The following is a 13874-nucleotide window of genomic DNA, read 5'->3' on the forward strand; positions in this document are numbered from 1 at the left end:
TCAAAAAATCGGAATGCAGATCAAATATACGTGAAACGCGCCATCACTCTGAATAAAAACACATTTTAAGATATGGAATTATAAAGGTACAAATTGAAGAAAACCCTGCTCACTTAAAAGACACGGAACTCTGCGAAAGGGGGTAATAAATAAAGATGGCGGAAATTCATTTGGAATTAATACAACGCGACAGGAAAAACCGGCTCTGACATCCTGAAAAGACATCATCCGATCCCCTGAAACTGCGCTGGCGCCAGACAGATTATATTGAAACATGCGCAAGGCTTAACCCGCCTTTCACGGTGCTAAACACTTACTGTCTCAGCTGCGGCCAAGCTTTTCATAAAGCGCCGATTTCACCGCTGGCGGCACGAACTTGGTAATGTCACCGTTCAGGCGCGCAATCTCTTTCACAAGCTTCGATGCAATCGCCTGGTGCTTTGCATCCGCCATCAGAAAGACGGTTTCGACCGATGAATCAAGTGAACGGTTCATGCCAACCATCTGATATTCATACTCAAAATCCGCCACAGCACGCAGGCCGCGCACGATAACTTGTGCGCCGACATCATTGGCGCAATCAATCAGCAGATTTTCAAACGGATGGGCCACGATCTCTGTGCCGGTTTCTTTCGAAAGCACTGCGCACTCCTCCTCGATCATTGCGACACGTTCTTCCAGAGAAAACATCGGCCCTTTGTCGCGATTAATCGCAACACCAATCACCAGACGATCCACAAGCTGGGCACCACGGCGAATAATATCGAGATGCCCGTAGGTTACGGGATCAAATGTACCCGGGTAAAGACCAATGCGCATGGCGGGATTCCCTTCGCTTTTCGTAACAAGGCACGTCCCGGACAGTCCGGAACCTCATGATAACCTGTTGTCATTTCATTCCTGCAACCAGATCCAGCTGGCTGCGTTTCACAAAGCATGCACGCCAGGCCCGCAGTTGCAAGCCTCCATCGCTGCAATGCGGCATTTTTCCGCGACGGAATATTACGACAACCAGGTCGTTTACTTTCCCCCCCCGATCTGCAAACTTTGCCCGGTATTATTATGGAGAACCGGTCATGTTATCTGATCAGTATGGCAAAATCGACATTCACAGCCTCAATCCGCTGATCCTGACCATTGATGATTTTTGCGACGCTGATGAAGTCCTGAAAATTCAGAACTTTGCCCGCGCTCAGGAATTCATGCCATCCCAGGTTTCAACTGTAGAAGGGATGAAAACTGATCGCACCATCCGGTCTGCAAGCGGGTCTGAGCCCACCAAAGAAACCGAACGTATCATCGGGCCAGCCCGTGAACGCGCTGCTGATCTGTTGAACTTTACGATTAACGCAAGTGAACCAACCGCCCTGCTAAAATATGAAGTGGGTGAAGAATATAAAAATCACTTTGATACCACTGCAGATCCTGAATCAGAAACGTTTGGCCGTTGCTTTACGGCCGTCCTTTATATCAATGATGACTTTGAGGGCGGCGAAACCAGGTTTTCCCGCCTGGGCCTCGATATAAAACCTAAAGCCGGGCGCCTTGCGCTCTGGAGCAATAAACGCCCAAACGGCACAGACCCCCATCCAATGAGCTTACATGCGGGTCTGCCTGTCACTGCAGGCACCAAATGGATTGCAACCTTCTGGATCCATCGTGGCGTAGTTGGAAGGGGCGCAGCGCCTGCTGCGGTCAGTGCCCCATAATCATGCCCTGAAGCGCTTCTTTCTCCATGGAAATCTCTGAAAGCTGCGCTTTCACCACATCGCCCAGGGAAATCAGGCCAATCAGCGCGCCTTTGTCAACGACAGGCATATGACGGAAGCGGCCTTCTGTCATTTGCGACAGAACCTTATCTGTGCTGTCTTCCGGGGCGCAGGTGACAAGTTTCTTTGTCATCAGATCATTCACAGTTTCCGACATACAGCCAGGCCCGCGCTTGCCCAGTTCGCGCACGATGTCACGTTCAGACAGAATACCATCGGCCTTATTCCCATCTGTCGAAATCACAACCGTCCCGATCCGTTTTTCTGAAAGCATTGCCGCAGCTTCAGAGACACTTGCCCCTGGCTTCAGCGTCACAACCCCATCAGAAGATTTACCTTTCAGGATCTGTTGTACGAGCATATTGGGGGACCTCCTCAGGAATAAATACACTTCCAGCGTGGCCGTTTGCCCTGCCCTCTGTCAAGCCTGCGGTTCACAAAGACCTTCCAGTCGGGTCACTTCCCTGCGGATTTCCCGGGCAAGTGCGGTGGAAAACCGGTTCAGCCGTTCAACCCGCCTCTCATCCGCATGGCGCACCAGATAAAAGCTGCGGGTCAGGGACAACTGATCTGTCAGAATGCGACGGATTGGTACGTCAGAAGCCGGAATGGCAAAATCATGTACCACCGCAACCCCCGCCCCCTGGCGCATGAAATTGAACTGCACAGAGAAGGAATTGGACGAAAGATGCACTTTCTCTGCCTGCATATCAGCGAGATAATCCAGTTCTTTGTCGAAAATCATATCCGGGATGTAACCGATCAGCCGGTGATGCTTCAGATCTTCAAGCGATGTGATCTCCGGATGCCCCGCAAGATAGCTTTCCGTCGCCGCCAGATGCAGATGATAATCCGACAGTTTCTGCACCAGCAGCCGTCCCGTGTCCGGCGGTGAAACTGTCACTGCCATGTCGGCCTCACGTTTTGACAGGTTAAACACCCTAGGCAGCGCGACGATTTCAACCTCCAGCCCGGGGTTTTCATCGCAGATCTTCGCGCAGACCTGCGGCAGCAGATAATTCGCAGATCCATCCGGCGCTCCCAGACGGATCGTGCCCGTCAATAGCCCTGCCTGCCCGCGCAGTTCTTCTTCACCAAGATGCAACGCCTGTTCTGCCCGCGTGGCGTGCGCCAGCAGACGTTCGCCCTCATCCGTCAACGCATAGCCCTGCGGCGATTTCAGAAACAGCGGCGCGCCCAGGGCTTCTTCCAGCCGGGAAATCCGCCGCGCCACAGTCGCAGGATCCATCTTCAACCCTTTCCCTGCCCGCGAGATGCTTTCTTCCCGCGCCACCGCCAAAAACACCCGTGTGTCATCCCAATTCATGAATTATCCTTGCATTTTTGCAAAACCTCTTTGTGAAATTACGGCTTTTCCCGGCAAAATTGCAAGTGTAACCTGCCCCCAACGTGAAAACCTTTAGGGAGAGTTTTGATGCAAAACATCGGACATTTCATCAACGGCGCAGAAGTTGCAGGCACCACCGGCCGCACCAGCGACGTGTTCAACCCGGCCACCGGCGAAGTTCAGGCAAAACTGGCTGTGGCATCTGCCGCTGAAGTCAACGATTTCGTTGCCAAAGCCGCTGAAGCACAGGTTGCCTGGGGCAACACCAACCCACAAAAACGCGCACGCGTTATGATGGCAATGGTTGGCCTGATGAACCGCGACATGGACAAACTGGCAGAAGCCCTGTCCCGTGAGCACGGCAAAACCATCCCGGACGCCAAAGGCGATCTGCAGCGTGGCCTCGAAGTGATCGAATACTGCATCGGCGCCCCTGAAATGCTGAAAGGTGATTACACCGACGCAGCCGGCCCTGGCATCGACATGTATTCCATGCGTCAGCCTCTGGGTGTTGTGGCATCCATCATGCCGTTCAACTTCCCGGCTATGATGCCGCTTTGGCATGTTGGCCCGGCTCTGGCTTGTGGTAACGCTGTGGTTCTCAAACCATCCGAGCGTGACCCATCCGTTCCAATGATGCTGGCTGAACTCTTTGTTGAAGCTGGTCTGCCTGCGGGTTGTTTCCAGGTTGTAAACGGCGACAAAGAAGCTGTTGACGCGCTGCTGGACAATGAAACCATCATGGGCGTGTCCTTTGTGGGTTCCACCCCAATCGCGCAATACATCTATTCCCGCGCAACTGCGAACGGCAAACGTGCGCAGTGTTTCGGTGGTGCGAAAAACCACATGATCATCATGCCTGATGCGGACATCGAACAAGCCGCTGACGCGTTGATCGGTGCTGGTTTTGGCGCGGCTGGCGAACGCTGCATGGCGATTTCCGTTGCGGTGCCTGTGGGTGAAGAAACAGCAAACAAGCTGATCGACGCTCTGGTTCCACGTGTGGAAAAGCTGCGCGTTGCCCCTTACACTGACGGCAATGATGTGGATTACGGCCCGGTTGTGACCGCAGAAGCAAAACAGCGTATCCTCGGCCTGATCGAGAGCGGCGTTGAGCAAGGCGCGAAACTGGTTGTTGATAACCGCGATTTCAAACTGCAAGGTTATGAAAACGGCTTCTTCGTTGGTCCACACCTGTTCGACAATGTGACCACCGACATGGACATCTACACCCAGGAAATCTTTGGCCCTGTTCTGTCCGTTGTGCGTGCAACAACCTATGAAGAGGCCATCGGCTATGCCATGGACCACGAATATGGCAACGGCACCGCGATCTACACACGTGACGGCGACACCGCCCGTGACTTCGCACATCGCATCAACATCGGCATGGTCGGCATCAACGTGCCAATCCCTGTGCCGCTGGCCTACCACACCTTCGGCGGCTGGAAGAAATCCATGTTTGGTGACCTGAACCAGCACGGCCCGGACAGCTTCAAGTTCTACACACGCACAAAAACTGTGACCTCCCGCTGGCCATCAGGCATCAAAGAAGGCGGCGAGTTCAACTTCAAAGCGATGGACTAAGTCTTTCTTTAAAAACACTAATCGGGCGGTGCAGAAATGCGCCGCCCTTTTTCATGCGCACGCAGCTGTTGTGATTTCTCAATCTTTGATCTGCATAGTTCTACGTGATCGATCACACCCGGACCATCAATCCGGGAACCATAAACGGAACGAGGCCCGATAAAATACTGGGCGAAACAAGCTTTCTCACCGGATTTCACAAACCCGGTCTCATCCTCCGTATGGGCGGCGCCGCCACTTTATAAACGGCACGAATTCCATACCTGAAAGCGGCGGACATCCGGGCAAGGCACAGGCTTTGCACCGGTAAAAGCGCTGCCCGCCTCTGCGTTTTCCACCTCAATCATGTCGCCTCTTCTTCTTGCACTTCTCTTTTCTGCATGCTGAACTCTTCCAAACGAGTGAGGGTATTTTTATGGCACATGCAGATCCGGATTTCACAATTGGTGTTGAGGAAGAATACCTTCTGGTCGACACAGACAGCCTCGCCCTTGCCCCTGCGCCCCAGGAATTTATGGATCGCTGTGTGTCTGAACTGGAAGGCCAGGCCAGCCCTGAGTTCCTTGCCTGCCAGATCGAAATCGGCACAACGGTTTGCGCCACGACAAGCCACGCCCGCGAGGAACTGAAACGCCTGCGCAGCTGTGTGGCCCGTGTGGCCGGTGACTATAATCTCGCCCCGATCGCCGCCTCTTGTCATCCGTTTTCCGACTGGAAAGATCAGGTGCATACAGATCGCGAACGCTATCAGGTTCTGAAACGTGACCTGGCCGGTGTTGGGTATCGCATGTTGATTTCCGGCATGCATGTGCATGTGGGCATTCCGGCAAAGAACCAGCGTATCGATCTGATGAATCAGCTGAAATATTTCCTGCCACATCTGCTGGCGATGTCCGGCTCATCCCCGTTCTGGCAGGGATCAGACACCGGCATGAATTCCTATCGTCTGACAGTGTTTGACAATCTGCCGCGCACCGGCCTGCCGCCGCAGATCGACAGCTGGGGAGAATATGAACGTTCGGTCGAATCCCTTGTGGACACTGGGGTGATTGAGGACAGCTCAAAAATCTGGTGGGATCTGCGCCCCTCTGCAAAATTCCCCACGATTGAAAGCCGCATCTGTGATGTTCAGCCGACCATAGATACCACCCTTGCGCTGGCGGGTCTGACCCAATGTCTCACCCGGATGCTCTGGCGGTTGGGCAAAAAGAACCAGCGTTGGCGGCTGTATGACAACTTCCTGATTTCTGAGAACCGCTGGCGCGCGCAGCGTTATGGGGTGAATGAAGGTCTGATTGATTTCGGCGCCGGGGAAATCCTGCCGTTTTCCGAGCTGCTTGAACATATCTTTGAACTGGTGGAAGAGGATTCCGTCGCAATGAACGCCTGCGACGATATCGAAGTCGCGCGCCAGATCATTGCCGGCGGCACCGGATCCGACAAACAACGCGCGGTGTATGAGGCTGCGATTGCCGCGGGGAAAGACAAAGACGACGCGCTGAAAGACATTGTCCGTTGGTTGACAGAAGCCTTTCACGAAGGGCTGTGACGTCAGGTTTCAACGCAGTTTTCTCCTGGGATCAGCATTGCAAAACTCCTGTAACAATCGTTAATTAAACGCGTGTTCAGTTAGAATGCTTGACCCTGCCGGGAGGACATAATGGATTTCGCGCTTACCGAAGAACAAACCCTGATCTTTGACATGGCAAAAGGCTTTGCCGATGAACATATCGCGCCCTTTGCCGCAGAATGGGAAGCTGCAGGCACCGTCCCGAAGGAACTTTGGGGCAAGATGGCGGAACTGGGGTTTGGCGGGCTATATGTTTCTGAAAAGAACGGCGGATCCGGCCTGACGCGCCTTGATGCGACTCTTGTTTTTGAAGCCCTGTCTTCCGCCTGCCCGGCTGTCGCCGCCTGGCTGTCGATCCACAATATGTGCGCGGCGATGCTCGATAAATTCGCAAGCCAGCATGTGGTTGATACCTGGCTGAAACCAGCCGTGAATATGGAAAAATTCTTCGCCTATGCCCTGACCGAACCCGGTTCCGGATCAGACGCCGCCGCGTTGAAAACCCGTGCGGATCTGGTTGGCAATGAATATGTCCTGAACGGTTCCAAAGCCTTCATTTCCGGCGCGGGCTATGCCGATGCCTATGTTGTCATGTGCCGCACCGGCGGTGACGGGCCGAAAGGCGTATCCACCGTGGTTGTTGACAATGGCACCGAAGGGTTAAGTTTCGGCGGGCTTGAGAAAAAGATGGGCTGGCACGCCCAGGAAACCCGTCAGGTGCAGTTTGACGATTGCAAGATCCCCGCAACGAACCTTGTGGGTGAGGAAGGCAAAGGCTTTTCCTATGCCATGGCCGGGCTTGATGGCGGGCGTCTGAATATTTCCTCCTGCTCGCTGGGTGCCGCGCAAACTGCCCTGACGAAAACCTTAGAATACATGGGCGAACGTCAGGCCTTCGGCAAATCCATTGACCAGTTCCAGGCGCTGCAATTCCGCCTGGCGGATATGGAAATCGAACTTCAGGCCGCCCGCACCTTCCTGCGCCAGGCCGCCTGGAAGCTGGATCAAGGCGCACCGGATGCCACAAAATTCTGCGCCATGGCCAAACGTTTCGTGACCGAAACCGGGTCACAAGTTGCCAATGGTTGTCTGCAACTGCACGGCGGCTATGGCTATCTGGCAGATTACGGCATTGAGAAACTGGTGCGTGATCTGCGCGTGCATGAAATCCTGGAAGGCACCAATGAAATCATGCGCATGATCGTCGCCCGCAACCTCCTGGCGGAGCGCGGCTGATGGATCTGGTCAAATCTGACGACATCCACATCCGCCGTGAAGGCCATGTTGGTCGCATCACCCTGACCCGTCCTAAGGCATTTAATGCGCTTGGGTATCAGATGGCGCTTGAGGTGGAAAAAGCACTGGATGCCTGGCGCGATGATGACGCGGTGAAACTGATCCTTCTGGATGCAGACGGTGATCGTGCCTTCTGTGCTGGCGGTGATATTCAGGAAATGTATGACACCGCCAAGGCCGGTGACTTTGAATATGGCCGCACGTTCTGGCGCGATGAATATCGTATGAATGCCAAAATGTTCGAATTCCCCAAACCCGTAGTCAGCCTGATGCAGGGATTCACCATGGGCGGCGGCGTTGGTATCGGCTGTCATGGCTCGCACCGCGTGGTCTGTGACAGTTCCCGCATCGCCATGCCGGAATGTGGCATTGGGTTAATCCCAGATGTGGGCGGTACGCTGATCCTTGCCCGTGCGCCGGGACGTCTGGGCGAATATATCGGCATGTCCGGTGTGCAACTGGGCGCAGCGGATGCGATTTATGCCGGGTTTGCTGACTATTATATCCCGGAAGAGGCGTGGCCTGATCTTATCAAGGCACTCTGCGAAACAGGGGATGTCAGCGCTGTGGACGCTGCGGCACGAACCGCGCAGGACGGCGCACTCGCGGCAAATGAGGAAGCGATTAATCGTCATTTTACCGGCGAAACCGCCCTTGATATCCTGCGCAACCTGGACGGCGACGACAGTGAATTTGCGCAAAAGGCCCTGAAAACCCTGCGCCGGAACTCTCCGCTTGCGGTTGCTGCCACAGTCGAACTTGTACATCGTGCGCGCGGCGCAAAAGGTATCCGCGCCGCCCTTGGGCAGGAATACCGCTTTACCCATCGGGCCGCCAGTGAAGGTGACTTTATCGAAGGCATCCGTGCCCAGATCATCGACAAAGACCGCAACCCGACCTGGAAACACGCCAGCGTGGAAGATCTGTCGCCGGTGGATGTCACAAAAATGCTGATGCCCGTGCCCGGCATCAAAGTCGAATTTGAAGGAGAAGAGCCATGAAAATCGGATTTATCGGCCTTGGCAATATGGGCCATCACATGGCACGTAACCTGGCAAGCGCCGGGCATGACGTCACGGGTTTTGACCTAGCCGCCCCCTGTCCGGATGGCGTCATCAAAGCCGACAGCCCCGCGGACGTTGCCACGGGTGCCGACGTGGTTGTCACCATGCTGCCCAATGGCGCGATCCTGAAATCGGTTGCGGCGGAAATCATTCCTGCAATGTCCGCAGGTGCCGTGTTGTGCGACTGTTCCACAGTTGATGTGGAAAGCGCGCGTTCTGTGGCAGAAGACGCCAAAGCCGCAGGCCTAATGGCGGTGGATGCCCCGGTGTCTGGTGGTATTGGCGGTGCAGATGCAGGCACGCTGACGTTCATGGCTGGCGGCGATGATGCGGCCTTTAAGACGGTTACAGAATTATTTGATATCATGGGGCAAAAGGCCGTTCACTGTGGCGAAGCAGGCGCGGGTCAGGCGGCCAAGATCTGCAACAATATGATCCTTGGCATCACCATGGCAGGCACCTGCGAAGCCTTTGCTCTGGCGGATAAACTGGGCCTTGATCGTCAAAAAATGTTTGACGTGGTCAGTACCTCTTCCGGCTACTCCTGGACCATGAACGCCTATTGTCCTGCCCCCGGCGTCGGCCCGCAAAGCCCGGCGGATAATGATTACAAACCCGGATTTGCCGCGGAGCTTATGCTGAAAGATCTGCGCCTGTCCCAACAAGCTGCTGTTGCTGCCGATGCTGACACCCCCATGGGCGAACGCGCGACCGAACTTTATTCCACCTTCGTAGAAGACGAAGACGGTCAGGGCCGCGACTTTTCCGCCATGCTGCCGCGCTTTGAGAAACGTGGGCGGGACTGACAATGTCTGATTTGCGACAAAAATAACGTCGCAAATACTCTATACGGGTCACGGTGACCTCTCGCACTATGGTGTTAACGCAGCATTAACGAGGCCCGCCGTGACCCTTTCTTTCGCCGATTTCGCATCCAATCTGACCTATGACGACCTGCCAGAGGCGGTCCTTCAGGTACTGCGCCGCAGTTTCCTTGATACGATGGGCGTGGCTGCGATCGGGTCCACCACCGAAATGTCTGAAGCCGCCTATAAAGGGGCAACTGCCATGTTCGGCGTCACGTCAACCGGCCCGGCCCGCGTTATGATGCGCGGCACGGAGCTATCGCCTGCCGGGGCGGCCATGGCCAATGCCTTCACCGTGGATTCCGTTGATGCCCATGACGGAACCTCCCACTGCAAAGGCCACGCGGGCAGCGCTATTTTCCCCGCACTTATGGCGGTGGCAGATGCAGAAGCCAGCCTTGGCCGCCCCGTGGATGGTAAAACCTTTGCCATGCTTCTGGCCCTTGCCTATGAGGTCAGCTATCGCGCGGGCCTGGCCCAACACGCGACTTGCGCGGATTACCACACGTCTGGTGCCTGGACGGCTGTCGGCGTCGCGGTTGCCGTGGCACGGATGCTTGGTCTGGATAAAGAACAAATCCGCCACGCGGCAGGCATCGCCGAATACCATGGCCCGCGCAGCCAGATGATGCGCTGCATTGATTTTCCGACCATGCTACGCGATGGCGTTGGCTGGGGCGCACCCACCGGCGTGACGGCCGCCTATCTGGCCCAGGCCGGCTTCACAGGCGCACCCGCCCTGACCTGTGAAGGCACGGAAGAAGCCCATTTCTGGGAGGATCTGGGTCAGGCCTGGCGCCTGGTCGAGGACACGCATTACAAACCCTACCCCTGCTGTCGCTGGGCGCATCCCTCCGTCGATGCGGTGGCCGATCTCATGCGCGACCATGATCTGCATCATTCCCAGATTGCCTCTGTGAACATTAAAACCTTCCACAACGCGACACGTCTTGCAGGCCACGCCCCGGCAACCCTGGATGAATTCGCTTATGGCATCGCCTTCCCTGTTGCGACCATGATCGTGCGCGGCCAGATCGGTGTGCCGGAACTGACCAATGACACACTGCAAGACCCCGATATTCAGCGTATTTCAAAGGCCACACAGCTGATCGACGATCCGCATTACACAAAGATCAGCGTCGGCAAACGTTGGGCAGAGGTTTCGATGACGCTTACCGACGGGCGCATTATCAGCGCGGCACCGCGCACCCCGCGTGGGGATACGGATATGCCTCTGTCGGATCAGGAGATCAGCGACAAATTCCACCTCTTCACCGACCCGGTCCTGGGGCGCACACGCGCGGATGAGATTGAAGCACTCAGCACAGATTTTGATGCATTAAATGCCGGGGATCTCATGCGCCTGAATGAACTCTGCCTGACAGCGCCCTGATCTTTTCATCTTGCCCGAAATACTCCGGGGTCCGGGGCAGCGCCCCGGTCCGACCTGCCAGCTTTATTCTGCCGCCAGCGTCTTCCCCATCAACATTTCTTTCAGATAGCGTCCGGTGTGACTGCGCGGTTCCATCGCGACTTTTTCAGGCGTTCCAGCCACGACCAACTCGCCGCCGCCATCGCCACCTTCAGGGCCGATGTCCAGGATCCAGTCGGCGGTTTTCACCACATCCAGATTGTGTTCAATCACCACAACGGAATTGCCTTGTTCCACCAGTTCATGCAGCACTTCCAAAAGTTTACGCACATCTTCAAAATGCAAACCGGTGGTTGGTTCATCCAGAATATACAGCGTACGACCGGTGGATCGTTTCGCCAGTTCTTTTGACAGTTTCACCCGCTGCGCTTCGCCACCAGACAAAGTTGTCGCCTGTTGGCCCACTTTGATATAGCCAAGCCCGACCCGCATCAGGGCTTCCATTTTATCGCGAATGGAAGGCACTGCATCAAAGAACTGACGCGCGTCTTCAACGGTCATATCCAGCACATCCGCGATGCTTTTGCCCTTGAATTTCACCTCCAGAGTTTCACGGTTATAGCGCGCACCGTCACAGGTTTCGCAGGTCACATAGACATCGGGCAGAAAGTGCATTTCGATCTTGATCACACCGTCGCCCTGACAGGCCTCACACCGCCCGCCTTTGACGTTGAAACTGAACCGCCCGGGTTTATAGCCGCGCGCACGTGATTCAGGCAGACCGGCAAACCAGTCGCGGATCGGGGTGAACGCGCCAGTATAAGTCGCCGGGTTGGACCGTGGCGTACGCCCGATGGGGCGCTGATCAATGTCGATGACTTTGTCCAGATGTTCGAGGCCCTTGATGCTTTCACAGGGCGCAGGCGTCTGACGCGCGCCGTTCAACTGCATGCTTGCTGTCTTAAACAATGTCTCAATCGTCAGGGTCGATTTCCCGCCACCGGACACACCGGTAACACAGGTGAATTTGCCCAGCGGGAAGTCCGCAGTCACCTTTTTCAGGTTGTTGCCAGTGGCTTTTTTCACGGTGATCTTTTTCCCGTTGCCCTTACGACGCTCAGACGGCACCATAATTTCACGACTGCCTGTAAGATATTGACCTGTAACAGAAACCGGGTCTGCACAGATTTCCGCAGGGGTGCCTTTTGCAACGATTTCACCGCCATGCACACCGGCGCCTGGGCCAATATCAAAGACATAATCTGCCTCGCGGATTGCCTCTTCATCATGTTCCACAACAATCACGGTATTGCCCTGATCGCGCAGGTTCTTCAGCGTGGTCAAAAGCCGCCCATTGTCGCGTTGGTGCAGACCGATCGAAGGTTCATCCAGCACATACAGAACACCCGTCAGACCAGATCCAATCTGGCTGGCCAGACGGATACGCTGGCTTTCACCACCAGACAATGTGCCGGAATTACGCGACAGCGACAGATATTCAAGACCGACATTGTTCAGGAAACCCAGGCGTTCGCGGATCTCTTTGACAATCGCGCGGGCGATTTCTGCTTTTTGTTTACTCAGCACATCCGGCACCTGGGAAATCCAGTCCAGTGCCTCGCGGATCGACATCTGAACCACCTGCCCCACGTGCAGCAGTTCGTCAGCGCCACCAATTTTCACGGCCAGGGCTTCGTCCTTCAGACGATAGCCTTCGCAGGCCTCGCAGGATCGGTTGTTTTGATAGCGTTCGAATTCTTCACGGATAAAGTTACTGTCCGTTTCGCGGTAGCGGCGCTCCATATTGGGGACCACGCCTTCAAAGCTGCGTGAAATTTCATAAACCCGACCTGAGTCATCATAACGGAACGGAATTTCATCGCCGTTGGACCCATACAGAAACACCTGCTGAATATGTTTCGGCAGATCTTTCCAGGGGGTCTTCGGGTCAAATTCGTAGTGTTTTGCAATCGCTTCAATCGTTTGCAGGAAATAGGGTGATTTGCCCTTGCGCCAAGGCGCAATCGCCCCGTCGGACAGACGCAGGGACTGATCAGGCACCATCAGGCGTTCGTCAAAGAACAGTTCCACGCCCAGGCCGTCACAATCAGGACAGGCCCCAAAAGGCGCGTTGAAAGAAAACAGGCGCGGTTCAATCTCGGGGATGGTGAAACCGCTTTCTGGACATGCGAAATTTTCACTGAAGGTAAAGCGTTCCGGATCACCTTCCTTGGGTGCAGTTTCCAGAACCGCAATCCCATCCGCCAGATCAAGTGCTGTACGGAAGCTGTCAGCAAGACGGGTTTCCATGCCTTCGCGCACGACAATCCGATCAACCACAACATCAATGTCATGGCGGAATTTCTTGTCCAGCGTGGGCGGCTCATCCAGTTCATAAAATTCGCCGTCGACCTTTACCCGCTGGAAACCCTGCTTGCGCAATTCCAGAAACTCTTTCTTATATTCGCCTTTGCGGTCGCGGATGATCGGGGCCAGAAGAAAGCCGCGCGTGCCCTCTTCCATGTTCATCACACGATCCACCATATCCTGGACCTGCTGGGCCTCAATCGGCTTACCGGTGGCTGGGGAATATGGCGTACCAGCGCGGGCGAACAGCAGACGCAGATAGTCATAAATCTCGGTTACGGTGCCGACGGTGGAACGCGGGTTTTTCGATGTGGTTTTCTGTTCAATCGAAATCGCAGGCGACAGACCCGAGATATGATCAACGTCAGGTTTTTCCATCATATCAAGGAATTGGCGTGCATAGGCAGACAGGCTTTCGACATAGCGCCGCTGCCCTTCTGCGTAGATCGTATCAAAAGCCAGGGATGACTTGCCAGACCCGGACAGGCCGGTGATCACCACCAGTTCATCGCGCGGAATATCCACATCAATAGACTTCAGGTTATGTTCCCGCGCACCGCGTACTTCGATCTTCTTCAACTCGGCCATATCTGCCCCCGTAATGTCAGAAACAGAGATAGGGTATTCCCCCCGCC

General features: G+C 55.2%; 11 protein-coding genes. 7 read left to right on the top strand and 4 right to left on the bottom strand.

The window, feature by feature from the left end:
- Positions 1-321 precede the first annotated feature (321 nt).
- The gene (gene coaD, locus H1D41_RS02005; protein WP_228847327.1) at positions 322-819 is read right to left on the bottom strand and encodes a pantetheine-phosphate adenylyltransferase; all 498 of its coding nucleotides are present in this window, start codon (positions 817-819) and stop codon (positions 322-324) included.
- 257 nt (positions 820-1076) lie between these two features.
- Between coaD and H1D41_RS02010 the strand changes: the two genes are divergently transcribed.
- Positions 1077-1709: a prolyl hydroxylase family protein gene (locus tag H1D41_RS02010; protein WP_228847328.1), complete on the top strand. Its 633-nt coding sequence runs from the start codon at positions 1077-1079 to the stop codon at positions 1707-1709.
- On the opposite strand, the gene H1D41_RS02015 is transcribed toward H1D41_RS02010, so the two are convergent.
- On the bottom strand, positions 1696-2130 hold the full coding sequence (locus H1D41_RS02015) for a CBS domain-containing protein (RefSeq protein WP_228847329.1): 435 nt from the start codon (positions 2128-2130) through the stop codon (positions 1696-1698). The genes H1D41_RS02010 and H1D41_RS02015 overlap by 14 nt on opposite strands.
- Before the next feature lie 60 nt (positions 2131-2190).
- Positions 2191-3096, bottom strand: coding sequence for a LysR family transcriptional regulator (locus tag H1D41_RS02020; RefSeq protein WP_228847330.1), 906 nt, complete (start codon positions 3094-3096; stop codon positions 2191-2193).
- A 108-nt stretch (positions 3097-3204) separates the two neighbouring features.
- On the opposite strand from H1D41_RS02020, the gene H1D41_RS02025 reads away from it, so the two are divergent.
- From H1D41_RS02025 to H1D41_RS18370, 6 genes are all read left to right on the top strand, one after another.
- The gene (locus tag H1D41_RS02025) at positions 3205-4704 is read left to right on the top strand and encodes a CoA-acylating methylmalonate-semialdehyde dehydrogenase (protein WP_228847331.1); all 1500 of its coding nucleotides are present in this window, start codon (positions 3205-3207) and stop codon (positions 4702-4704) included.
- A gap of 415 nt (positions 4705-5119) precedes the next feature.
- On the top strand, positions 5120-6253 hold the full coding sequence (locus tag H1D41_RS02030; RefSeq protein WP_228847332.1) for a carboxylate-amine ligase: 1134 nt from the start codon (positions 5120-5122) through the stop codon (positions 6251-6253).
- Between the two features lie 111 nt (positions 6254-6364).
- The gene (locus H1D41_RS02035; RefSeq protein WP_228847333.1) at positions 6365-7510 is read left to right on the top strand and encodes an acyl-CoA dehydrogenase family protein; all 1146 of its coding nucleotides are present in this window, start codon (positions 6365-6367) and stop codon (positions 7508-7510) included.
- Positions 7510-8571: an enoyl-CoA hydratase/isomerase family protein gene (locus H1D41_RS02040; protein ID WP_228847334.1), complete on the top strand. Its 1062-nt coding sequence runs from the start codon at positions 7510-7512 to the stop codon at positions 8569-8571. Before H1D41_RS02035 ends, H1D41_RS02040 begins: the two co-directional genes overlap by 1 nt.
- Positions 8568-9440, top strand: a complete 873-nt coding sequence (mmsB, locus tag H1D41_RS02045; protein ID WP_228847335.1) for a 3-hydroxyisobutyrate dehydrogenase — start codon at positions 8568-8570, stop codon at positions 9438-9440. The genes H1D41_RS02040 and mmsB overlap by 4 nt, the downstream gene beginning before the upstream one ends.
- 100 nt (positions 9441-9540) lie before the next feature.
- A complete protein-coding gene (locus H1D41_RS18370) occupies positions 9541-10893 on the top strand; it encodes an MmgE/PrpD family protein (RefSeq protein ID WP_228847336.1) in 1353 nt (450 codons plus the stop codon).
- Positions 10894-10956: 63 nt separating this feature from the next.
- Here H1D41_RS18370 and uvrA read toward each other — a convergent pair whose 3' ends face one another.
- A complete protein-coding gene (gene uvrA / locus H1D41_RS02055) occupies positions 10957-13827 on the bottom strand; it encodes an excinuclease ABC subunit UvrA (RefSeq protein ID WP_228847337.1) in 2871 nt (956 codons plus the stop codon).
- Between the last annotated feature and the right edge of the window lie 47 nt (positions 13828-13874).

The sequence above is a fragment of the Halocynthiibacter styelae genome (genome assembly GCF_016123485.1).
GTDB lineage: Bacteria > Pseudomonadota > Alphaproteobacteria > Rhodobacterales > Rhodobacteraceae > Halocynthiibacter > Halocynthiibacter styelae.

What these genes read in the sequence shown, in the direction of transcription:
- coaD (WP_228847327.1), bottom strand. Translation starts at nt 819, where the DNA reads ATGCGCATTGGTCTTTACCCGGGTACATTTGATCCCGTAACCTACGGG.
- H1D41_RS02010 (WP_228847328.1), top strand. Translation starts at nt 1,077, where the DNA reads ATGTTATCTGATCAGTATGGCAAAATCGACATTCACAGCCTCAATCCG.
- H1D41_RS02015 (WP_228847329.1), bottom strand. Translation starts at nt 2,130, where the DNA reads ATGCTCGTACAACAGATCCTGAAAGGTAAATCTTCTGATGGGGTTGTG.
- H1D41_RS02020 (WP_228847330.1), bottom strand. Translation starts at nt 3,096, where the DNA reads ATGAATTGGGATGACACACGGGTGTTTTTGGCGGTGGCGCGGGAAGAA.
- H1D41_RS02025 (WP_228847331.1), top strand. Translation starts at nt 3,205, where the DNA reads ATGCAAAACATCGGACATTTCATCAACGGCGCAGAAGTTGCAGGCACC.
- H1D41_RS02030 (WP_228847332.1), top strand. Translation starts at nt 5,120, where the DNA reads ATGGCACATGCAGATCCGGATTTCACAATTGGTGTTGAGGAAGAATAC.
- H1D41_RS02035 (WP_228847333.1), top strand. Translation starts at nt 6,365, where the DNA reads ATGGATTTCGCGCTTACCGAAGAACAAACCCTGATCTTTGACATGGCA.
- H1D41_RS02040 (WP_228847334.1), top strand. Translation starts at nt 7,510, where the DNA reads ATGGATCTGGTCAAATCTGACGACATCCACATCCGCCGTGAAGGCCAT.
- mmsB (WP_228847335.1), top strand. Translation starts at nt 8,568, where the DNA reads ATGAAAATCGGATTTATCGGCCTTGGCAATATGGGCCATCACATGGCA.
- uvrA (WP_228847337.1), bottom strand. Translation starts at nt 13,827, where the DNA reads ATGGCCGAGTTGAAGAAGATCGAAGTACGCGGTGCGCGGGAACATAAC.